Here is a 21,170-nt window from a genome sequence, read left to right on the forward strand (position 1 = left end):
ACACTCGTCGGACTGGCCCGGTTCGGCCGGGAGTTCCGGACATTCCGATCGCCGCGCTGGTAGATTGCGCGTGCCGACTGTTGCCGATTCTGGGGGCGGCATGGACGAGCCGTTGGTGGAGGGCGATCCGCTGCGGCTGGGCCCGTACGAGCTCGCCGCCCGTCTCGGGGAAGGCGGCCAAGGCGTCGTCTACCTGGGGCGCACCGAGTCCGGTGCGCGGGTCGCCGTCAAGCTCCTCCACCACGGGCTGCTGGCCGACCCCGACGCGAGGAGGCGGTTCCTGCGCGAGGTGGAGCTCGCCAGGCGCGTCGCCAGGTTCTCCACCGCGCCCGTGCTCGACGCCGACCTCGACGGCCGGCGCGCCTACCTCGTCAGCGAGTACGTGCCCGGCCCCTCGCTGCGCGACCTCGTCGCCGCCGAGGGGCCGCGGCGCGGAGCCGCGCTCGACCGGCTCGCCGTCAGCACCGCCACGGCGCTGGCCGCCATCCACCGCGCGGGCGTCCTGCACCGCGACTTCAAACCCGGCAACATCCTGATGGGGCCCGAGGGCCCGGTCGTGATCGACTTCGGCATCGCCCGCGCGCTCGACACGCCGGGTACGGCCTCCACCGGGCCGCTCATGGGGACCCCGTCGTACATGGCGCCCGAGCAGCTCGGCGGGGAGCCCGTGACGGCGGCGGCCGACATCTTCGCCTGGGGCGTCACGATGGTGTTCGCCGCCTCGGGCCGGCCCGCGTTCGGCGCCGACTCCACCCCGGCGGTGATCAACCGCATCATCAACAAGGAGCCGGAGATCTCCGGGCTGGACGAGCCCCTGCGCGGCCTCGTCGTCGCCAGCCTGTCGAAGGACCCGTCCAGACGGCCGAGCGCCGACGAGCTGGTCGCCCGGCTGACCTCGTTCTCCTCGTCCGCCCCGCCTTCCGCGGCTTCTCCCGCGCGGCGGCGGCGTACGGTGCTCGCGGCGGTGCTGGGGTGCATGGCGGCGGTGCTGCTCGTCGCCGGAGGCGTGCTGTTCGGGGCGGGCGGCCCGCCGGTGGGCTCGCCCGCCGAGGGCGAGGCGACGACGTCCCAGCCGGCGGTCCGGTCCACCACGGCGCACCCCGCGTCCCACGCCGCCACGCCGTCGGCCGGCGCCACCGGGCAGCGTCGCACACCGCCCCCGCAGGCGGGCAGGACGCCGGGCGCCAAGAAGTCGGCGCCGGTGGGCAGGCCGACCCGTACGGCCGACCGGGTGAGCAGCCCGATGGGCGAGCGGCCCGACGACGGCCGCACCTCCGACGAGCCCGCCCCGCCCCCGGAGCCGACGTCGCAGCCTCCCGCGACCACCGCCCCGCCCTTCCCCACCTACAACCCGCCCACGTACTACAACCCCACCCCGATGGAGAACCCCTACACCTGCATCCCGTCGATGTGCTGACCGCCTGCCCGAGTCGGGCGGTTCTTGACCACTGTTGGGGGGATTCCCGGTACTCTGCCGGACGTGCGGCGATTGATCACCTCGCGCGGCCTGTGGCTCGCGCTGGCGGCGGCCGGGGTGGTGGCGGCGGTCCTGGTGATCGTACGGGCCCGCCGGCGTCCCGCGGGGCTGCCTCGCGCGCCTCAGGACGACGCCTCGGCGCCCGCCCCGACGCCTGAGGCTGCCCCGTGGCCTCCCGCGCCGGTGCTCGGCGTCCCCACCGCCGAGGAACTGGAGCGTTACGTCCCCAGGCCGTCCCCCTTCGGCCGTCCCGCCTCGCGGAGGCTCAGCCAGGGCGGCGGGCCGAGGGAGCCCCTGGACGGGGCCGGGCGCCGCCGCCTGACCCGCGTGGGCGTCGCCGGGCTCGCGCTGCTCGTGCTGGCCGTGGCCGGCCAGCTGCTGGAGTCCGCGGTCTTCGCCGAGGAGCCGTTCAAGCAGGCGACCTCCGTGTCGTCGGACCCGAGGACCCTTCACCTGCAGAGGGAGGAGCCCCCGGCGCCGCCGACCCCCGACGCCGACTGCGACCCCCCGCGCGCGGTCCCCCGCGTACGCGCCGTCAACCCGAAGGTGACCCGGGCGGTGAACCGGCAGTGGCGGCGCATCGAGACGTGGCTGAGGGCCCACGCCCCCAGGAGCTACCGCACGCTCGGCAGGCCGGGGCGGCCGGGGACGATCGCGGTGGCGGAGGCGCAGATGGGCGTGCGCTTCCCCGACGACCTGCGCGCCTCGCTCCTGAGGCACGACGGCGGCCTTGACCGGGCGAGAGTCTGGGGGTTCGGCTTCCTGGGCGCCTCGGCCATGAGCGTCAGGGAGATCCGTGACACCTGGCGGGAGCAGTGCGGGCTCGACGCGGACGAGGGCACGGGACCGCACGCCGACCCGCGGGGCGACCGGTGGGACGGACGGATGATCCCGTTCGCCGCGTACGAGGGGGGTGATCGCCTGGTGATCGACTCCGTGGTGCGTGACATCGGCGAGACCGACGTCGAGGGCGGCATGAGCTTCGACGTCGGCGGCATGCCGTTGCGGTCGTACTACGCGCTGCTGAAGGCCACCGCCGACGCCATGGAGAACGGCGGCACGGTCGGCTACTGGAAACCCGAGGCGGTGGCGGGCGTCCTCGAATGGCGGCTCGTCTGAGCCGGGTGGCGCACCGCCGGGGACCCATCGCTGACCAGGCGCGACGGCCGCACGACAGGGCATGGCGCGGAAGCGAAATTTGACTACAATTCAAGTTCTACTGCCGCCCAGCTCACCCCGGAGGACGACGTGCGGCTCACTCCCACAGAGCGGGACCGGCTGCTGCTGTTCACGGCGGCCGAGCTCGCCCGCTCCCGCCGCGCCAGGGGCCTGCGGCTCAACGTGCCCGAGGCCACCGCGCTCATCGCGGACGCCGTCTGCGAGGCGGCCCGCGACGGCGCCCGGCTGGCCGACGCGATCGAGGCGGCCCGCCGCGTGCTCGGCCCCGGCGACGTGCTGCCAGGCGTCCCCGACATCGTGACGGAGGTCCAGGTCGAGGCCGTCTTCGACGACGGCAGCCGGCTCGCGGTCGTCACCGACCCGTTCGGCGGCGGCTCGCTGGGCCCCGACGCGCCGGGCGCCGTCCTGGCCGCCCCGCCCCAGGAGGAGCCGGTGGAGACCGTCGAGGTCGAGGTGGTGAACACCGCGACGGTCCCCGTCAGCGTGACCTCCCACTTCCACTTCTTCGAGGTGAACCCCCGGCTGAGCTTCGACCGCGCCGCCGCCTACGGGCGCCGCCTCGCGGTGCCCGCCGGCTCGACGGTCAGGTTCGACCCGGGGGCGCGCCGCACGGTCCCGCTGGTCGCCATCGGCGGCGCCCGCGTGATGATCGGGTTCGCCGGGCTGGTGGACGGCCCGCTCGACGCCCCCGGCGCGTTCGAGACGGCGATGGAGCGGGCGCGGGCCTGCGGCTACCTGGGGGCCTGATGAGCGCGAACCGCCACAGGCGCCTGACGAGCGCGGACGGTTACGGGGAGACGCGATGAGCACGTACGGCTACCGCAGGGGCGACCGCGTACGGCTGGGGGACTCCGGCCTGGTCGTCGAGGTCGAGCACGACTCGCAGCAGCCCGGCGAGGAGTTCCTCGCCGGCTTCGGGAAGACCGCCAGGGACGGCCTGCACCTCAAGGCCGCCTCCGTCAGGGAGACCTGCGACCTGGTGATCAGCAACGTGCTGATCCTCGACCCCGTCCTCGGGGTGCGCAGTGCGTCGATCGGCGTGCGCGAGGGCCGCATCCACGCGATCGGCCGCGCCGGCAACCCCGACACCCTCGACGGCGTGGACGTCGTCGTCGGCACGGGCACCACCATCGTGTCCGGCGAAGGGCTCATCGCGACGCCCGGCGCGATCGACACGCACGTCCACCTGCTGTCGCCGCGCATCATGGAGGCGTCGCTCGCCTCCGGCGTGACGACGATCATCGGCCAGGAGTTCGGGCCGGTCTGGGGCGTCGGCGTGAACTCGCCCTGGGCGCTGCGGCACGCGTTCAACGCCTTCGACGCCTGGCCGGTCAACATCGGCTTCCTGGCCCGCGGCTCGTCCTCGCACCCGGCGCCGCTCGTCGAGGCCCTGGTGGAGGGCGGCGCGTCCGGGTTCAAGGTGCACGAGGACATGGGCGCGCACACCCGCGCCCTCGACACCGCGCTGACCGTCGCCGAGGAGTACGACGTCCAGGTGGCGCTGCACACCGACGGGCTCAACGAGTGCCTGTCGGTGGAGGACACGCTGGCCGTGCTGTCCGGCAGGACCATCCACGCGTTCCACATCGAGGGCTGCGGCGGCGGGCACGTCCCCGACGTGCTCAGGCTGGCCGGGGTGCCGAACGTGATCGGCTCCTCCACCAACCCGACGCTGCCGTTCGGCAGGGACGCCGTCGCCGAGCACCACGGCATGATCGTCTCGGTGCACGGGCTCAAGCCCGAACTGCCAGGCGACGCCGCGCTGGCCCACGACCGGATCAGGGCCGGCACCATGGGCGCCGAGGACGTCCTGCACGACCTGGGCGTCATCGGCATCACCTCCTCCGACGCCCAGGGCATGGGCCGTGCCGGGGAGACCGTCAGGCGCACGTTCGCCATGGCAGGGAAGATGAAGCTCGAACGCGGCGCCCCCGACCGGCACGACAACGAGCGGGTGCTGCGCTACCTGGCCAAGCTCACGGTCAACCCCGCCATCGCGCACGGCCTGTCCCACGAGGTCGGCACGCTGCAGGCAGGCAAGCTGGCCGACGTCGTGCTGTGGCAGCCGGCCTGGTTCGGGGCCAAGCCGCAGCTCGTGCTGAAGGCCGGCTTCCCCGCGTACGGGGTGACGGGCGACCCCAACGCCTCCACCGACACCTGCGAGCCGCTGGTGCTCGGCCCGCAGTTCGGCGCGCACGGCGCGACCGCCGCCGACCTGTCGGTGGCGTTCGTGGCGGGGGCGGCCGCGTCCGGCGACCGGCTGCCCACCCGCAGGCGGCGCGTCGGCGTACGCGGCACCCGCGGCATCGGGCCCGCCTCGATGGTGCGCAACGCCAGGACCGGGCGGGTCGAGGTCGATCGGCGCGGCCTGGTCACGCTCGACGGCGAACCCGTCGAGTCCGGCCCGGCCGACTCCGTCTCGCTCAACCGCCTCTACTTCCTCTGAGGAGCGATCCCACCTTGTCCACATCGCTGTTCATGCCGGCCGAATGGCGGCCGCACACCCGTACCTGGATGTCGTGGCCCGTCGGCGGCTACGTGCTGGAAGGGGCGCAGGCGTCGTACCGGGCGTGGTCGGCCGTGGCCAACACCGTCGTCAGGTACGAGCCGGTCACGATGCTGGTCGACCCGTCGGAGCGGGAGTCGGCCGCCGCCTGGCTCGACCCGCGCGTCGAGGTGGTCGAGCAGCCGCTCGACGACTGCTGGATGCGCGACAACGGGCCCACGTTCGTCTCCGAGGGCGGGCGGCTCGCCGGGGTCGACTGGACGTTCAACGGCTGGGGCTGGGCGCCGCACGAGAAGGACGACCAGGTCGCCGCGTTCGTCCTCGACCGCGTGGGCGCGCCGCGGCACCGTACCGGGATGGTGGGCGAGGGCGGCGGCATCCACGTGGACGGCGAGGGCACCGTCATCGTCACCGAGACCGTCCAGCTCGACCCGCGCCGCAATCCCGGCTGGACCAAGGCCGACGCAGAAGCCCACCTGCGGAGGCTGATCGGCGCGGAGAAGGTCGTCTGGCTGCCGCGCGGGCTGACCGCCGACTACGGCCGCTACGGCACGAACGGCCACGTCGACCTGCTGGCCTCGTTCGTACGGCCCGGCCTCGTGCTCTGCCACGTCCAGCCCGACCCGGCGCACCCCGACCACGAGGTCACCAAGGAGAACCTGGACGTCCTGCGCGCCTCCACCGACGCGAGGGGCCGCCCGCTGGAGGTGGTCGAGCTGCCCGCCCCCACCGTGCAGGAGGCGGACGGCGAGCTGGTCGACTACTCGTACATCAACCACTACCTGGCCAACGGGCTGGTGCTGCTCTGCTCCTTCGACGACCCGCGCGACGCGGAGACGGCCGAGCTGTTCGCCCGGCTCTTCCCCGGACGCGCGGTCGAGTCGGTGGACGCCCGCGACATCTTCGCGCTCGGCGGCGGCATCCACTGCATCACCCAGCAGCAGCCGGCCCTGTGAACCCGGGTCAGGGCCGCAGTTCGCGGGCGGCGTGCCGCAGCGCCGTCCGCACCGCCTGCTCCCTGGTCAGCCGCCCGATGAGGACGTGCACCGCGAGGCCGTCCAGCAGCGCGTTGAACCACGGCAGGAACTCCTCTACGGCCACCGGGCGGAAGACTCCGCTCGCCGCCCCGTCGCCGACGATCGCCGCGAGGTCCCGCATCCAGCCGCTGTCGATCTCGTCCGCCGTGCGGCCCATCTCGTCGTTCGTCACCGAACGCAGCCAGGCCTCCAGCCAGAGCTTCCACGACACGTCGTGGCCGTCGACCGGCAGGTAGAGCTCGACGTAGCGGGCCAGCCGCTCCTCGACGCCGGTCACCGACCCCAGCTCGCTCGCCCTGCGCTCGGCCAGCCGGCGCTCGCTCCAGCGGAACGTCTCGGTGAGGATGCGGTCGCGGGACTCGAAGTAGTACAGCACCCGCGCGGGGCTCATCCCGGCCCGCTCGGCGATCCTCTGGACCTGGATGTCGGCGACCGGACGCTCCGCCACCTCGGCGAGCGCCGCCTCCATCACCTTGATCCGGGCCCGGCGGCCACGCTCCTGCGTCTTGGTCCGCTCAGCCATCCGCCCACCACATCAGAAGAGGAACCCCTGGAGGATATCTTCGCCGCGCCCGGCCCCGGGCGGCTTTCGGGCCTCCGGGGCGGGCGCGTCAGGCGTCCCTCCTGCGGAGGAGGAGGGCGGCGAGCAGGAGGGACGCGGCCGTCCACGCGGTGAGGACGGCGACGCCCTGCCACGGGGTGAGGGGGAGCGCGGACAGGTTCGCGGTGGACTGCACGGCCAGGCCCGCGTTCATGGGGGAGATCCGCCAGAGCAGCAGCTGCCAGTCCGGGTCGGGCACCATCACGAACGGCACGGCCGCGAGCGCGTACAGGAGGCCGAGGACGACGCCCGCGGCGGCGGCCGAGTCGCGGACGGCGGTGGCGACGCCGAGGCTGAACAGCGCGATGAGCGCCAGGTAGAGCACGGACCCGGCCGCGGCCCGCAGGGTGGGGCCGTCCGCCAGGGACAGGGGCGGGAAGCCGTGTTCCGGGGTGAACCCGCTGTGGGGCAGGACGAGGCGCGCGGCGAGGAGGGAGCCGAGGACGGCGACCGTTCCCGAGGCCAGGGTCAGCCCGGCGACGACGACCGCCTTGGCCGCCAGCACGGCGCCCCGGCGCGGCATCGCGGTGAACGTGGCGCGGATCATCCCGGTGCCGTACTCGCCGGTGATCGCGAGGACGGCGGCGACCGCGGTGACGGCCTGGCCCGCCTGCACGCCCGCGAGGCCGATCCTGACGGCGTCGTGGCCGCAGCCCGAGGACGGGCAGGAGACCAGGGCGGAGGCGGCGGCGCTCGTGGCGACCGTCACGGCGACCAGGGCGAGGACGGTCCAGAGGGTGCCCGGCGCGGTGCGCAGCTTCGTCCACTCGGCGTGCACCTCGCGCAGTCGCGTCCCCGTCCCGGGAACCGGCCGGGTCACGCGTCGCCCCTGCGCAGGCGGAGGGTGGCCAGGCCCAGGGCGAGCGCCGCGTAGCCGCAGGTGACCGCGAGGCCCGCCCAGGGCGGGAGGGGGAAGTAGCCGGCCTGCGGAGCGTAGTGGCCGAGGACGTGCGCGTACGCGGGGACGCTCTGCTCCACGGCGAACCCGGCGGCCGGGGTGAGCCGCAGCAGCCAGCGCGCCGCGTCCAGGGGGAGGACGGAGGCGGTCGCGAGGAGGTACGGGAGCACGGTCACGGCCAGCGCGGCGGTGACGGCCGCCGCGCCGCGGCGCAGCAGCGCGCCGAGGGCGAGCGCGAGGACGGCGGAGGCGGCGACCAGCGCCGCCGTGCCCACGACCACGCGCGCCTCGGTCGCGGTGCTCACGGGGAGGACGACGTCGCCGTTGCCGCGCAGCAGGCGCGTGCCCGCGACGACCGACACGGCGGCCGCGGCCAGCCCGGCGGCGAACGTCGCCGCGCCGATCACGGCCGCCTTCGCGGCCAGCAGCCGGCCCCGTCCTGGCACGGCCGCCAGGCTGGTGCGGATCAGCCCGCGCCGGTACTCGGACGTGACGGACACGACGGCCACCACGACCAGCACGATCAGCCCGGCCGGCAGGCCGGAGAGCGTGCTCTCGACGGTGCGGCCCTCGGTGCCGGGGCCGATGTCGCCCACGCCGGTCACCGTGAACGTGTCCCCGGAGCGCGTGAAACCGCCCGGGTGGTGCGGAGTGCCGTCGGCCTCGAGATCGACGCCGAGGTCGTCACCCCGCCAGTCATCGCTCTGCCCGGCCACCGCGCCGTCCAGGCCGACGTGGTCGAACGTCGCGGTGGCCTGCGCGAAGCGGGCGGCGACGGCGGCCCCGCCGAGGTCGCCCCTGGTGACCGTGACGTCGCCCGGCGAGGCCGCGAACAGCCCGATCCGCACCGTGCCCGGCAGGCCGGGCAGCTCCACCGCGCCGACCCGGCTCCACTGCCTGCCGTCGGCCGACTCGTACCCGGTGAGGCGGTCGCCGGAGCGGGTCAGCCGCAGCCAGCGCGGCGACCCCGCCGACACCCGCCCCGGCCGCCCGGCCACGTCGTGGACGTAGTCGTGCTGCATCCGCACGCCGTGCTCGGCGGTCACCATGACGGCCGCGTACGCCGAACCCTGCCGGGTGCTCTCCTTGACGATCACGCCTGCCTTGGCCCACGGGGTGAGCCCCGAGACCTCGTTGCGCACCCCGGGGGTGCTGTCGGGCCTGCGGATCCTGCCCGTCATGGACGTCACCCGCACGGTGATCGCGCCGTCGCCCCGCAACGCCCGGTGGACCAGGTAGAACCGGTCGCTCACCGCCTGCCCCTCCGGGCCGACCGGCGGCGCGGGACAGGCGACCTCGACGCCGTCCTTGCCGCACGACGTGTGGCTGCCCGCGGCCGACAGCAGCCCCAGCAGCACCGTGACCAGCGCCCCGGCGGCGAGCCCCGCCATCCAGGCCCGGACGCTCCTCAGCTTGGTCCACTCGGCGCGCAGCGCGCGCCCGAACCCGGCGGCGCTCATCGGCCGTCCCCCCAGGACCCCGAGGACCCCGAGGACCGGGAGGACCCGGAGGCGCGGAGCCCGGCGCGGAACTCCACGCTGTCGCCCGTCAGCTCCATGTACGCCTCCTCCAGCGTCGCGCGGTGCGCCGCCACCTCCGAGAACGGCACCCCGCTCCCGCCCAGGACCGCCACGACCCGCTCGGACACCAGCCCTGACACCGTGACCGTCCCCGCACCCGTGGCGGCGACCACCGCTCCGGCGCGGGCCAGCGCGTCCATCGCCGCCGCCGGCTCCGCCGTACGCAGCCTCACCCGGCCCCCGGACGCCGCCTCGATCAGCTCGGCCACCCCCGTGTCGGCGACGACCCGCCCCCGGCCCACCACCACGAGGTGGTCGGCGGTGTCCTGGAGCTCGCTCATGAGGTGGCTGGAGACGAGGACGGCGCGGCCCTCGGCCGCCAGCGACCGCAGCAGGCCGCGGATCCAGACGACGCCCTCCGGGTCCAGGCCGTTGACGGGCTCGTCCAGCATGAGCGCGGGCGGGTCGCCGAGCAGGGCCGCGGCGATGCCGAGCCGCTGGCGCATGCCGAGCGAGAAGCCGCCCGCCCTGCGCCGCGCCACCGGGGCCAGGCCCACCAGCTCGATCACCTCGTCCACCCGCCGCACGCCCAGCCCCTGGGAGTGGGCCAGCCACAGCAGGTGGTGGCGCGCGGTGCGGCCCGGGTGCAGCGCCGCGGCGTCCAGCAGCGCGCCGAGGTGACGCAGCGGGCTGCGCAGGCTCCGGTACGGACGCCCCCCGACCAGCGCGTGGCCCCCGTCGGCGGCGTCCAGGCCGAGGATCACCCGCATCGTGGTGGACTTGCCCGCCCCGTTGGGGCCCACGAAGCCGGTGACCCGGCCGGGCGTCACCGTGAAGGACATGCCGTCCAGCGCCATGGTCTGCCCGTAGCGTTTGCGCAACCCGGACACCTCGATCATTGCTTGCATGCCGGGCAACGCTAGGCGGGCCGGGCGGTGCGGGTCGTCACGCAGCCGAGCGAACTCCGGCGTCGCTGGAGCCAGCGAGGGGCCGTCCCTCGTGTGAGGGATGCCCGGGATGCCGCTTGCCGCGACAATGGCCGTCATGGTGCGGGAATGGCGCAGGCGTGGGGCGGCGAGCCCCCACGCCTGGACGGCGGTCGCGGGTCTGCTGGCGCTGGCGGCGGTGGCCGAGTCGGCCATGCACGCGCGCGGGATGCCGGTGGACGGCGCGGCGGCCGAGCGGCCCGCGCGGCTGCTGGCGCTCGTGCTGCTCGGCCTGGCCGCGACGCTGCCCCTGGCGCTCCTGCCCGCCCAGCCCGCCGTGGCCGCCGTGGTCGTCTCCGCGACACTCGTGCTGTCGTTCGCCGCCTTCCACACCCTGACCGCGGCCGGGGCGTGCGCGCAGCTGATCGCCGGATTCCGGCTCGGACGCACCGGGCCGCGGCTGCCCGCGCTGCTGGCCTCGGCGCCGTTCCCCCTGCTCGCGATCCTGGCCGTGGGGCCGTTCTCCCCGCTCGCCGAGGCCGGCGGGGAGAACCTCGTCACGCCGGTGTCCGGCGGCTTCCCTCCGCCCGAGGCGGCCGTCCCGTACGGCGACCCGCGCCCGGTCGTGCTGCTGCTCGCCTGCCTCGCCCCGGCCGCCGCCCTGGCCGGCATCGCCTGGCGGGCACGCGGCGACGCCCGCGCGAGCGACGCCGCGCGCGCGGCGGCCGCCGGCGCGCTCCTGGAGCACACCGCGCGCGGTGAGCGCGCCCGCATCGCCCGGGAGCTGCACGACGTCGTCGCCCACCACATCTCCCTGGTCGCCGTCCAGGCGGAGACGGCCAGGCTGGCCACGCCCGGCATGCCGGAGGCGGGCGCGGAGCGGCTGTCCGCCATCGGCGACACCGCGCGGGCCGCCCTGACGGAGATGCGGCGGCTGCTCGGCGTCCTGCGGGACGACGCCGACGCCGGGGCGGCCGACCTGCGCCCCCAGCCCGGCCTGCGACCGGCCGACCTCGACGCGCTGGTGGACGAGGCCAGACAGGCGTCCGGGACGGCGGTCAGGCTCGTCCTGCGCGGGACGCCGGTGGAGCTGGACCCGGGGGTGGAGCTGGCGGCGTACCGGATCGCGCAGGAGGCCCTGACCAACGCGCGCCGCCACGCGCCGGGCGCCGCCGTGGACGTGGAGCTGCGGTACACGGGGACGGAGCTGCTGCTGCGCGTCCGCGACAACGGCCCCGGCCCGTCGCCCGCCGGACCAGGCGCGGCAGGGCCCGATGCGGCTGCACCGGGTGCCGGGACGGGCACGGCCGGGGCGGGCGGACACGGGCTGACCGGGATGCGGGAGCGGGCCGCCGCGGCCGGCGGCGAGCTGCGCACGGGCCCGGCCCCGGGCGGCGGCTTCCTCGTCGAGGCCAGGCTCCCCGGCGAAGGCTCCCCGGGCGCGATACGGCCCCAGGCCGAGGCCGGAGGGGGACGTCGATGAGCGGGGCGGCCGTGCGCGTCGTCGTGGCCGACGACCACCCGGTGGTGCGCACCGGGTTCGCCGAACTGCTCGGCACCCAGCCGGACTTCACCGTCGCCGGCACGGCGGGCGACGGCGCCGAGGCCGTGCGGCTGTGCCGCGAGCTCGCGCCCGACGTCGTCCTCATGGACGTCCGCATGCCGGTCATGAACGGCATCGACGCCACCAGGCGGCTCGCCGGCGGCCCGCGCGTGCTCATCCTGACCACCTTCGACCTCGACGAGTACGTCTACGACGCGCTGCGCGCAGGGGCGAGCGGCTTCCTGCTGAAGGACGTCACCGCCGAGCGGCTGTTCGACGCCGTCCGGGTGGTCGCGGCCGGTGACGCGCTGCTGGCCCCGGCCGTCACACGCCGCCTGATCGGCGAGTTCGCCCGCCTGCGCCCGAGGCCCGCGCCCGCGGCGCTCGCCGCGCTCACCCCGCGCGAGACCCAGGTGCTGCGGCTCATCGCCGAGGGGCTGTCCAACCCGGAGATCGCCGTACGGCTCACCGTCACGGAGGAGACCGTCAAGACGCACGTCAGCCGGGTGCTGAACAAGCTCGGCCTGCGTGACAGGACCCAGGCCGTGGTGGCCGCCTACGAGAGCGGCCTGGTGGTCCCCGGCTCCCGCGACCGCCCTTGATCCCGAGGCGGGCTCTCCGCGGGCCACCGCCCCGTTAGGGTGAGCGGGCGCCGACGAAAGGATCATGATGCGCCCCTCCTTACGGATGCCCTGGCAGCCGCTCGCGGCGTGGGCGGCCGCGGCGGCCGTCGCCGCCGTCCCGACCTGGGAGCAGTGGCGGCTCGCGGCGGAGCTCGACGGCGCGTCCACCTACCACGTGTCGATGTGCCGTGGCGGGGCGGAGACCGTGGCGCTGGTGGAGGCGCTGCGCGCGGACCTGGGGCGGCTGCACGCGACGGCGGTGACGTGGGGCGTTCCGGCGGTGGCCGTCCTCGCGGGCCTGCTCCTGTCCGTGGCCGGGAAGGCGGCGCCGGGGCGGCGGCTGGCGGGAGGGCTGGCACTGACCGCGTTGGCAGGCCCGCTCACCCCGGTCTACTTCCACCCGGACGAGTGCGGCCCGGTGGCGATCTTCAGCGGCGTGTGGGTGGCGCAGGTGCTCGAATGCGTGGGGATCCGGGAGGTGTGCCTGCTCGTGGCGGCGCTGCTGGTGCTCGCCGCGTCCGCGCCGGAGCGCCCGGCAGGGCACCCGGCGGGCCGGGGGGAGCCGGGGGCGGCGTGGCGCAGGACGGCGGCGCTGGCCCTCGACTACCTGGTCGCCGTCACGGTGCTCGCCCTGGCCACGCAGGCGCTCGGGCTCGACGGGGCCGGGCTGGACCTGGGGGAGCGACTGCTGCCCGAGCCAGGAGACACCTCGTCCGAGGCCGTGGTCCGGGCGACGCTGTCGGCGCCCCTGCTGTTCCTGTACGCGTGGGGATTCCACCTGCTGCGGGGACGCACGCCCGGCAAGCTGCTGCTCGGCCTGCGGGTCGCGTTCCCTGAAGGCGGCGGGCGCGTACGGCGGGCGGCGCTGCGGGCGCTGCTCTTCCCCGTGCTCGTGGTGATGCCCGGGTTCGGCATGATCTGGCTCTTCCTGGACGGGCTGTGCGCGCTCGTGGACCCGGACGGCCGCGCCGCGCACGACCGGTTCACGGGCGGCCGGGTGGTGCGGGCCGGCCGTCGCGACGCCGTCCGCGGCGGGCAGGCCGGGGTTGCCTAGACTTGGGCGGATGCCGAACGACATCCCCGTCCGTCCCGTCCTGGTCGACCATGATCCCGCCTGGCGGGCCCGGGGCCGTGCCCTGACCGGTGAGCTGCGGGCCGCGCTCGGGGCGGCCGCCCTGCACGTCGAGCACATCGGCAGCACCTCGATCCCCGGCATGGCCGCCAAGCCGGTCTTCGACCTGCAGGTGAGCGTCGCCGACCTGGAGGAGGCCGAGCGCGCGTTCGACGGGCCGCTGGCCGCGCTCGGGTTCCTGCGCTCGCCGTACCGGCACGACCACGTGCCCGCCGGGCTGGACGACGACCCCGAGCGGTGGGTGAAGCGGCTGTGGACGCGGCGCGGGCACCCGGACGGCGAGGTCAATCTGCACGTCCGGCTGCTCGGCTCCCCGAACGAGCGGCTTGCCCTGCTGTTCCGCGACTGGTTCGCGGCCCACCCGGAGGCGGTGCCCGCCTACGCGCGCTTCAAGAGCGTCCTGGCGGACGCCGTGCCCGATGTCGGGACGTACGCGGACGTCAAGGACCCGGTGGTGGACCTGGTGATCGCGGTCGCCGAGCCGTGGGCCGCCGCCACCGGCTGGTGCCCGCACCCGGGCGGCGTGACGGCACGGGAATGCGCGGTGTGAACACTGGGTGATCGGCCGGTCACCCGATAGGTTCTGAGGGCGTCGCCGAACGGAAGGAAGAACCATGGCATCCAGCGTCGCCGCCCGTCTGTCGCTCGCCGCCCTCTTCTGCGCCGCCGCCCCGGCCGCCCACGCGAGCGGCCCCGACCTGCGCGACTGCTACGACGGCAGGTGCTCGCTCACGCTGTCTGGGCCGGTGAGCTTCCCGGTCAGCCCCAGGTTCGGGGTGACCGGCCTGCGCATCTCGTTCACGTCGCAGCAGGTGCGCGTCGTCGGCACCGGGACGAACGTGGTGTCGCAGGCGAACCTGTCGCGCGGCTCCGTGGGCAGCGTCAACGGCATCTCGGTCGAGGTGCGGTCGCTGTCGGCGTTCCGGGCGGTGCTCCGGCTCACCCCCGACCTGTGACGACGGCACCCGCCTCCCGAACCGCCCGCCTCCCGAGCCGCCCGCCTCCCGAGCCGCCCGCCTCCCGAGCCGCCCGCCTCCCGAGCCGCCCGCCTCCCGAGCCGCCCGCTTCCTGGACCTCCGCTGAGCCGTCACCGACGTCTGCCGGGCCGGGGGTGTGGCGGGTGGCCGGTCAGACGATCTCGTACACGGTGACGGGGCCGTCGCTGTAGCGGCGGACGGCGTAGGCGTCGAGGCGGGGCGACACCCGGACGCGGGCACCCCGGTCGGCCACCAGCCAGCGCACGCCGTAACGCTCCTTCAGCACGCTGACGTCGCGCTCGGTGGGGGCGGTGAAGACGGCGTCGTTGGCGGCCAGCAGCCCCGCGTCCCAGAAGGGCAGCCCGGTCATCGGCTGGCGGTTGATGTCCTCCAGGGCGGCCATGTTCCTCGCGGTGTAGCTCCAGCTCTCCACCAGGACGCGCCGCTCGGCGTACGCGGAGATCCAGAAGTGCCTGCTGTCGCAGCGGCGGGCCCCAGGCCGGCAGTGCGCGTTGGTGGCGACCAGGTCGGCGGGGTCGCTGTGGGCGCGCAGCCAGCGCATGGCCGCGACGCCCTCCGCTGGGATCTCCTGAGGGCGGAGTCCGGCCGGAGTGAGGTCGGCGCGTACCGTGGCGATGGCCGACGGCACGGACAGCCCGGTGACCAGCCACAGCAGCGCCGCCCGCCGCCACGGCACCCGCCGCAGCGCGAGCGCGAGCGCGAGCCCGCCCGTGAGCAGCGCGAGCGGGACGAACGGCAGCACGAACGCCCACCCGAACCCCGCCCCGCCCGGCGCGTCGAGCCGCGGGGGCGCCGGGTCGCCGGCCGCCCTCACCAGCGCCAGCACCCCCGCCCCCGCCGCGCCCGCCGCGACGGCGAGGACGGGCCGCAGCCGCGGGGGAGCCGGGCGCAGCGCCGCCACCAGGCCGGCGACGGCGACGATCCACAGGTACGGGCGGGCGGCGGTGAGGAAGTAGAGCTGGCCGAGCCCCGGCTGCCCCAGGAGCAGGACGACGCCCAGCGACGCGAGCCCGACGCCGAGGAACAGGGTCAGCGCCCGGTCAGGCCCGGAACCGGGACGCCGTCTCGGCCCGAACGCCCCCGCCCAGATCGCCGCCCACGCCAGCAGGAAGGCGGCGCAGACGCCCGCCGCCGCCCACGGCAGCCCATCGATCGCGGCCCGCGTCGGCCACCTCGCCGCCATCTTGATCGCGGTGAAGAGCGGCCACACCCGCACGCCCTGCGCCGCCCCGCCGAACAGGACGAACTGCGCGAACGCCAGCGTGGCGAGCGTGAGGCCGCCCAGCAGCAGCAGGTCGCGGTCGACGCGGCGGGTCCGCAGCCAGTCGACGGCGGCGAGCAGGCAGACGCCCGCGAGCAGCAGCGGCAGGTACGTCGCCTTCGCCCCCGCCACCAGCGCGAGCAGCAGCGCCACCGGCACGAGCAGCCGCCTGCCGCCGTCGCGCAGCAGGACGGCGACCAGCACGGCGAGGGCGGAGAAGACGGCGGCGCCGAACGTCTGGGTGGGGCTCAGCCAGGCGAGGGCGGGGGTGGGCGGGCCGAACGCGAACGCCCCCGGCGACCACGCGTACGGGTCGGGCGGGGCGAGCAGGTACGTGGCGGCCAGCGCCAGCGCCCCGGCCGTCCACGACCGGGTGACCAGGTGGCCCACCGCGGGCACCAGCACGGTGAAGACCGCCAGCATGGGCAGCACCGACAGCCGGTACAGCAGCGTCTCGGGTTCGATGCCGGTGGCCCAGCTCGCGGCGGCCATGTCGCTGTAGACGAACCAGTGGTACGACAGCGGCTGGCCCGCGACCTCGGGGATCGTGGGCGGCATGTGGTGCCTCAGCTCGCCCACCAGCGCGAGGTGGAACGGCATGTCCACGTACGGCCCCAGGTTCGCGGGCGGGGTCAGGCCGTGCCCGCGGAAGACCGTCAGGGCGCTCGACACGACGAGGAAGCAGAAGCCCGCGGCGATCGCCAGCCCGTGCGGGAGCGGGACGCGCGGCCTGTGGCCGGAGCGCCAGTGGCGGCGCAGCCGCGGCACGGCGGCGAAGGCGACGACGGTCAGCGCGGGCCCGAGCACGGCCAGGCGCGGCTGCCCGGCCGCCCGGGCCGCCATGTAGGTGAAGCACTCCAGCGCGTACCCCACCGCGGTGCCCGCGGCCAGGTCGACGGCGACGGGCAGGCGCAGCCGGGTGAGCGCCCGCCACAGCAGGGCGCCCGGCAGGGTCAGCGCGAGGGCGACGTACGCGGCGAACAGCGCGACGTCACGGCCCGGCGTGCCGTGGGCGAGCAGGGCGGCGACGGTCACCAGCGCGGCGACGGCGCCGGGCAGCAGGCGCAGCAGGCGCCGCGCGGACCGCTCCCCGGCCGGCTGCTCGTCCCCCGACGTCTCGGCGCCCTGGGCGATGGCCGTGGTCATGCGTTGTCCCCTCGTTGTCCCCTTGTTGTCCGCTCGATGTCGTCCCCTCGGTGCTGAGCGCCACGTTCGAGCGGGTTCCGGGTGAAGACCCGGCCCCGACGGCTCCCGGGGCTCGGACCATCGTTGTTCGCGGGGGGACGGCCGGTCGCGGCCTTCCCCCCTGCGGCTACCAGGCTCTTGCCGAGGCTTTAGCGGCCTCAGAGGCGAAGCCGCCTCAGAGGGGGCGGCCTCACAGACGGGGCGGGTCCAGGGGCGGAGCGGCCGCCGGAGGCGCCCGCCGGGCCCGCCCGTGTGCCTCCCGGCCCGCGTGCCTCCCGGCGTCGTCAGACCGTGAGGGCCCTGCCCAGCTCCTGCGGCAGGAACGAGCGCCGGGGCCCGGCCAGGGCGGCGTCCATGCGTTCGACCTGGCCCTTGGTGAACATGTACATCGCGGCGTCGACGACGTAGTCCATGTAGTTCATGAACATGTCGCCGTTGGGGGCGTTGTCGCAGCTCACCTTGGGGAAGGTAGGGGTGCCCCCGTTGTAGCCGGACTGGTTGGGCGTGTCGTCGACGAAGTCGGTGCCGGAACAGCCGTCGCCGTCGTCGCCCCAGATGTGGCGCAGGTTGAGCCAGTGGCCGATCTCGTGCGTGGCGGTGCGGCCCAGGTCGTACGGCTTCGCCGCGGTGCCGGTGGCGCCGAACGCGCGGTGCTGGATGACCACGCCGTCGGTCTCGGCGGGGCCGCCGGGGAACTGCGCGTAGCCGAGGTAGTCCTTCAGCTCGCAGACCCACAGGTTGAGGTAGCGGTCGGACGGCCAGGCGTCGGAGCCGCCCTTGGCGCTGAACTTGACGGCCTCGTCGGGGCCGAAGTGCGTGTTCGGGGTCTCCCGCCGGACGACCCCGGAGGTGGCCCGGCCCTCGGGGTCGGTGCGGGCGAGCGCGAACTCCAGCCTGGCGTCGGCGACGAGGTCGCGCCAGACGTCGGGCACCTTCGCGGCGTCGGGGTTGGCCTTGCGGAAGTCGCGGTTCAGCACTTCGATCTGGCTGTCGATCTGCTCCTGGCCGATGTTCTGCTCGGGGGTGTGGTGGACGACGTGGACGACGACCGGGATTGTGACGACCTGCTCACGGGCGGGGATGCGGGCGGTCTTCCTGGCGAACGTGGCGTTCTCCGTCGCCGCCAGGGCGACGACGTAGTCGGGCCTGCTCGCGAGCAGCCGATGGTGGACGGGCATGGTCGCACAGCGCTGCGCTGCCATGGGACGTTTTCCTTTTCGCTGGGGGGAGTCGGCGCCCTAACCATACCCGTTCCGTAATCGCGAAATCACAGTCCGTGATGTCTGGAGCGGGGCCCCCGCATCACCCCCCGTGACGCCCCGGCTCAGGCGGCGTTGACGTACTTCCTCGGTCGCAGGGCGTGGGCGCGCAGCGCGGCCAGCGCCGCGAGCTGGCCCCGCCTGGCCATGCGCACCGCCAGCTCGTCGCTGAACGCCAGCCCGAGCGCGGTCAGCTGGGCCACCAGGTCGGCGACCGGCGCGGCGACGTCGTCGAGGCCGGTGGCCGGGTGCCAGCCCTCGCCGCCGACCACCTCCGCCACGCGCTCGCGCAGCTCCCTCGGCGACATCAGCGTGCCGTCGGCCAGCAGCATGAGCGCCGCCTCGCGGGCCGACACCTCGAACTCGTGCTCGCCGTTGGCCAGCAGCAGGCGCGTCACCGCGTCCCACAGCGCCTCGGGGGAGGCCAGCAGGTGCCTGCCGTACGGCGTGATGGCCAGCCGGGCGCCCTCGGGGCTGATCGCGCCCAGCTCGCGCTCGGCCAGCTCGCGCAGCCGCAGCGCCTCGGGCGAGGGCGCGAGCCGCAGCGGCAGGCCCTCGGAGGCGGCCAGCGACAGCAGCCCGTGCAGCGCGGGCAGCGCCTGCGGGGTGACGGGGGCGTGCAGGCGCACCTCGAACGGCTGCGCGAGCTCGCGCCTGACCGGGCCCCGGCCCAGCACCCAGCGGTTCAGCCGCTCGCCGTGGACGCGGTTCAGCCAGGTGTCGCCGCCCAGCTCGGCGCGCGGCTGGGTGAGCCAGCGCCGGGTCAGCGCGGCCCTGTCGACCTCCTCGCCGGCCAGGATGGCCAGCTCCAGCGCGGCGGAGCAGGCGATGTGCGCGCCCAGCTCCTCCGGCCCCATGATCATGCTCCACTGCAGCTCGGGCACGTCGGGAGGGAGCACGCCCGTCGCCTCGAGCGCCTGCTGGTAGGCGCTGGTGCCGGCGTCCTCGCCCTCCTGGGCGTACGTGCGAAGGATCTGGGTCGTCGTGGGGGACACGCACAGGGCGGCGTACCGTCCGAGGCCGCCGAGCTCCAGCAGCCGGCCGAGCGAACGCGCCAGGCGCTCGTGGTCGCCGCCCACCTTCAGCGGCAGGGTGTACCAGAGGAACTCGCAGACATCGAGCTGGGTCACCGTCTCCAGCGGCTCTCCGCCCGTCAACCACTCGACTGCGGTCCTGGCCTCGTCGGCCAGATCCGGTTCAGATCGCTCCAATTCGGCGAGAAGTGCGGTGACGTCCGGTGCACTCATGCCTCGAAGTTTGCCGTATCGACCCCGAGGCTGACGATGACCGAATCCGGTGCGTATTGGGTCCTGCACAGTGACTACCCTACGAAACCACTCTTTAGCCGGACGTTACTGGGTCAGATCCACCGTTTGTCGAAGAGCATGCGCGCCTTCCACTCGGTGTACGGGATCAACTCGGCGGTGAGAATCGGGTACAGCCACCAGAAGTTGATCAGCGCCAGGAGCGCGAACGCTCCGACGGCTGCCGCACCCAGCGTACGCCTCAGAGGCATCGCCCCCGTAGCCGTGGGTCTGGCGGGCCCGATGAGCAGGCCCGCGCACAGCGTCAGCGCCAGCACCATGAACGGCACCATCGGCACGGCGTAGAACAGGAACATGGTCCGGTTCTCCGCGATGGCGAAGAGGAACCAGGGCAGCCACCCCATCGCGTACCCCAGCAGCACCGCGCCGGCCCGCCAGTCGCGGGAGGAGACGTACCAGGCGATGAGGGCGATCAGCGCGGCGACCGCGCCGAACCAGATCACGGGGGTGCCGACGCCGAGCACCGCCGCGGAGCAATCGCGCGTCCCGCAGGCGTTCTGGCTGCCCTCGTAGTAGAAGGCGACGGGACGCAGCAGCAGCGGCCACTGCCAGGGCTCCGACATGTACGGGTGCGAGGTCTCCAGCCCGTTGTGGAAGGTGAAGACCTGCCACTGGTACTGCACCCAGGAACGCGCGGAGTCGAAGAGGAAGAAGAACGGGCCGGACGAGGTGGCCTGGCCCCAGTTGCGCCCGTAGCCGCCGGCCGTGGCGAACCAGCCCGTCCAGGTCGCCATGTACGTGACGAACGGCACGATGACGAACGCCCCGAACGCCTGCGGCACGTCCCTGGCGAACGTCCCCTGGTAAGGGTGGCGCAGCCCGACGGCGCGGCGCGCCCCGAAGTCCCACAGCACCGACATGACGGCGAACCCCACCGCCCAGGCCAGCCCCGACCACTTGACGGCCATCGCCGCGCCCAGGCACAGCCCGGCGGCGAAGCGCCACCAGCGCACTCCGAGCGCCGGGCCGTACGGCGAGTACGGCGCGCTCTCGTACCACTGGACCAGCCGCTCGCGCGCCCGGTCCCTGTCGACGACGAGGCAGGCGAACGCGGCCAGCACCCAGAACATCAGGAAGATGTCGAGCAGCGCGGTGCGCGACAGCACGAAGTGCAGGCCGTCGAGCGCCAGCAGCAGCCCGGCGAAGCAGCCGAGCAGCGTGGAACGCGTCATCCTGCGCGCCACCCTGGCCAGCACCAGGATCGACAGCGTGCCGACGAGCGCGGCGGCGAACCGCCAGCCGAACGGCGTCAACCCGAAGATCCACTCGCCGACGCCGATCATCCACTTGCCGAGCGGCGGGTGCACGACGTACGAGGCGCACTTGGACAGGTCGTCGGGCGTGCAGTGCTGCCAGATGTCCGTCTTGCCGGCGATGATCAGCTTGTCGGCGTCCTTGACGGTGACCCGCTCCACGCCCCAGGTGATCAGCGAGTAGGCGTCCTTCATGTAGTACGTCTCGTCGAACACCACCGCCTTCGGGTGCCCGAGGTTCATGAAGCGCAGCACGCCGCCGAGGACGGTGACGAGCAGCGGGCCGACCCAGCCCCACAGGACGCTGCCGCGCATGGGCGGGATCATCCGATCGCGTACGGACCGGGCCTGCGGGTTGCTCTCGCCGACCTCCGGACTGTCGTATGCCTGGTACGGGGAATCGGTCACCGCCATTCGGACATCGTACGGGGCTCAAGCCGGTGCTTA

General features: G+C 74.8%; 18 protein-coding genes. 10 read left to right on the plus strand and 8 right to left on the minus strand.

Annotated elements, in window-relative coordinates; genetic code table 11:
• The first annotated feature begins 100 nt into the window (after window positions 1-100).
• From BMX74_RS01550 to BMX74_RS01570, 5 genes are all read left to right on the plus strand, one after another.
• Window positions 101-1,417: a serine/threonine-protein kinase gene (locus BMX74_RS01550; protein ID WP_091097725.1), complete on the plus strand. Its 1,317-nt coding sequence runs from the start codon at window positions 101-103 to the stop codon at window positions 1,415-1,417.
• Between the two features lie 63 nt (window positions 1,418-1,480).
• Window positions 1,481-2,596 (plus strand): SMI1/KNR4 family protein, encoded by a 1,116-nt coding sequence (locus tag BMX74_RS01555; RefSeq protein ID WP_143078522.1) that lies wholly within the window; start codon window positions 1,481-1,483, stop codon window positions 2,594-2,596.
• A gap of 129 nt (window positions 2,597-2,725) precedes the next feature.
• Complete coding sequence (gene ureA, locus BMX74_RS01560) at window positions 2,726-3,403, plus strand: urease subunit gamma (RefSeq protein WP_055508012.1); 678 nt, start codon at window positions 2,726-2,728, stop codon at window positions 3,401-3,403.
• Between the two features lie 55 nt (window positions 3,404-3,458).
• Complete coding sequence (locus tag BMX74_RS01565) at window positions 3,459-5,102, plus strand: urease subunit alpha (protein ID WP_055508014.1); 1,644 nt, start codon at window positions 3,459-3,461, stop codon at window positions 5,100-5,102.
• 14 nt (window positions 5,103-5,116) lie between these two features.
• Window positions 5,117-6,118: an agmatine deiminase family protein gene (locus BMX74_RS01570; protein ID WP_256256724.1), complete on the plus strand. Its 1,002-nt coding sequence runs from the start codon at window positions 5,117-5,119 to the stop codon at window positions 6,116-6,118.
• A gap of 7 nt (window positions 6,119-6,125) precedes the next feature.
• On the opposite strand, the gene BMX74_RS01575 is transcribed toward BMX74_RS01570, so the two are convergent.
• From BMX74_RS01575 to BMX74_RS01590, 4 genes are all read right to left on the minus strand, one after another.
• Entirely contained in the window at window positions 6,126-6,722 is a 597-nt protein-coding gene (locus tag BMX74_RS01575) for a TetR/AcrR family transcriptional regulator (RefSeq protein WP_055508017.1), read from the minus strand.
• A gap of 88 nt (window positions 6,723-6,810) precedes the next feature.
• Entirely contained in the window at window positions 6,811-7,620 is an 810-nt protein-coding gene (locus tag BMX74_RS01580) for an ABC transporter permease subunit (protein ID WP_256256725.1), read from the minus strand.
• Window positions 7,617-9,158 (minus strand): DUF1349 domain-containing protein, encoded by a 1,542-nt coding sequence (locus tag BMX74_RS01585; RefSeq protein WP_091097729.1) that lies wholly within the window; start codon window positions 9,156-9,158, stop codon window positions 7,617-7,619. The genes BMX74_RS01580 and BMX74_RS01585 overlap by 4 nt, the downstream gene beginning before the upstream one ends.
• Window positions 9,155-10,126: an ATP-binding cassette domain-containing protein gene (locus BMX74_RS01590; RefSeq protein ID WP_055508021.1), complete on the minus strand. Its 972-nt coding sequence runs from the start codon at window positions 10,124-10,126 to the stop codon at window positions 9,155-9,157. The genes BMX74_RS01585 and BMX74_RS01590 overlap by 4 nt, the downstream gene beginning before the upstream one ends.
• 136 nt (window positions 10,127-10,262) lie before the next feature.
• Here BMX74_RS01590 and BMX74_RS01595 point away from each other — a divergent pair, with 136 nt between their 5' ends.
• The 5 genes from BMX74_RS01595 (at window position 10,263) to BMX74_RS01615 (ending at window position 14,398) form a co-directional block, all read left to right on the plus strand.
• On the plus strand, window positions 10,263-11,627 hold the full coding sequence (locus BMX74_RS01595) for a sensor histidine kinase (protein ID WP_177227153.1): 1,365 nt from the start codon (window positions 10,263-10,265) through the stop codon (window positions 11,625-11,627).
• The gene (locus BMX74_RS01600; protein WP_055508026.1) at window positions 11,624-12,289 is read left to right on the plus strand and encodes a response regulator; all 666 of its coding nucleotides are present in this window, start codon (window positions 11,624-11,626) and stop codon (window positions 12,287-12,289) included. Before BMX74_RS01595 ends, BMX74_RS01600 begins: the two co-directional genes overlap by 4 nt.
• A 64-nt stretch (window positions 12,290-12,353) precedes the next feature.
• Entirely contained in the window at window positions 12,354-13,364 is a 1,011-nt protein-coding gene (locus BMX74_RS01605) for an RDD family protein (protein WP_091097733.1), read from the plus strand.
• A gap of 10 nt (window positions 13,365-13,374) precedes the next feature.
• A complete protein-coding gene (locus BMX74_RS01610) occupies window positions 13,375-13,992 on the plus strand; it encodes a GrpB family protein (protein WP_091097736.1) in 618 nt (205 codons plus the stop codon).
• A gap of 64 nt (window positions 13,993-14,056) precedes the next feature.
• Window positions 14,057-14,398 (plus strand): hypothetical protein, encoded by a 342-nt coding sequence (locus BMX74_RS01615; protein ID WP_091097738.1) that lies wholly within the window; start codon window positions 14,057-14,059, stop codon window positions 14,396-14,398.
• Window positions 14,399-14,570: 172 nt separating this feature from the next.
• Here the strand turns inward: BMX74_RS01615 and BMX74_RS01620 are convergent, their stop codons facing one another.
• From BMX74_RS01620 to BMX74_RS01635, 4 genes are all read right to left on the minus strand, one after another.
• On the minus strand, window positions 14,571-16,847 hold the full coding sequence (locus BMX74_RS01620) for a hypothetical protein (protein WP_091097740.1): 2,277 nt from the start codon (window positions 16,845-16,847) through the stop codon (window positions 14,571-14,573).
• A 323-nt stretch (window positions 16,848-17,170) separates the two neighbouring features.
• On the minus strand, window positions 17,171-18,088 hold the full coding sequence (locus BMX74_RS01625; RefSeq protein WP_055508033.1) for a zinc metalloprotease: 918 nt from the start codon (window positions 18,086-18,088) through the stop codon (window positions 17,171-17,173).
• Window positions 18,089-18,210: 122 nt separating this feature from the next.
• Window positions 18,211-19,392: a hypothetical protein gene (locus tag BMX74_RS01630; RefSeq protein ID WP_055508035.1), complete on the minus strand. Its 1,182-nt coding sequence runs from the start codon at window positions 19,390-19,392 to the stop codon at window positions 18,211-18,213.
• Window positions 19,393-19,505: 113 nt separating this feature from the next.
• Window positions 19,506-21,137 carry a dolichyl-phosphate-mannose--protein mannosyltransferase gene (locus BMX74_RS01635; RefSeq protein WP_091097742.1) on the minus strand — a complete coding sequence of 544 codons (1,632 nt, stop codon included), beginning with the start codon at window positions 21,135-21,137 and terminating at the stop codon, window positions 19,506-19,508.
• Window positions 21,138-21,170 lie beyond the last annotated feature (33 nt).

The sequence above is a fragment of the Nonomuraea pusilla genome (assembly GCF_900109355.1).
Taxonomy (GTDB): Bacteria; Actinomycetota; Actinomycetes; order Streptosporangiales; family Streptosporangiaceae; genus Nonomuraea; species Nonomuraea pusilla.

Bases quoted from the DNA above. Each gene is read 5' to 3' on its own strand.
- BMX74_RS01550 (WP_091097725.1), top strand. From the start codon at position 101: ATGGACGAGCCGTTGGTGGAGGGCGATCCGCTGCGGCTGGGCCCGTAC.
- BMX74_RS01565 (WP_055508014.1), top strand. From the start codon at position 3,459: ATGAGCACGTACGGCTACCGCAGGGGCGACCGCGTACGGCTGGGGGAC.
- BMX74_RS01575 (WP_055508017.1), bottom strand. From the start codon at position 6,722: ATGGCTGAGCGGACCAAGACGCAGGAGCGTGGCCGCCGGGCCCGGATC.
- BMX74_RS01585 (WP_091097729.1), bottom strand. From the start codon at position 9,158: ATGAGCGCCGCCGGGTTCGGGCGCGCGCTGCGCGCCGAGTGGACCAAG.
- BMX74_RS01590 (WP_055508021.1), bottom strand. From the start codon at position 10,126: ATGCAAGCAATGATCGAGGTGTCCGGGTTGCGCAAACGCTACGGGCAG.
- BMX74_RS01595 (WP_177227153.1), top strand. From the start codon at position 10,263: ATGGTGCGGGAATGGCGCAGGCGTGGGGCGGCGAGCCCCCACGCCTGG.
- BMX74_RS01600 (WP_055508026.1), top strand. From the start codon at position 11,624: ATGAGCGGGGCGGCCGTGCGCGTCGTCGTGGCCGACGACCACCCGGTG.
- BMX74_RS01605 (WP_091097733.1), top strand. From the start codon at position 12,354: ATGATGCGCCCCTCCTTACGGATGCCCTGGCAGCCGCTCGCGGCGTGG.
- BMX74_RS01610 (WP_091097736.1), top strand. From the start codon at position 13,375: ATGCCGAACGACATCCCCGTCCGTCCCGTCCTGGTCGACCATGATCCC.
- BMX74_RS01615 (WP_091097738.1), top strand. From the start codon at position 14,057: ATGGCATCCAGCGTCGCCGCCCGTCTGTCGCTCGCCGCCCTCTTCTGC.
- BMX74_RS01620 (WP_091097740.1), bottom strand. From the start codon at position 16,847: ATGACCACGGCCATCGCCCAGGGCGCCGAGACGTCGGGGGACGAGCAG.
- BMX74_RS01625 (WP_055508033.1), bottom strand. From the start codon at position 18,088: ATGGCAGCGCAGCGCTGTGCGACCATGCCCGTCCACCATCGGCTGCTC.
- BMX74_RS01630 (WP_055508035.1), bottom strand. From the start codon at position 19,392: ATGAGTGCACCGGACGTCACCGCACTTCTCGCCGAATTGGAGCGATCT.
- BMX74_RS01635 (WP_091097742.1), bottom strand. From the start codon at position 21,137: ATGGCGGTGACCGATTCCCCGTACCAGGCATACGACAGTCCGGAGGTC.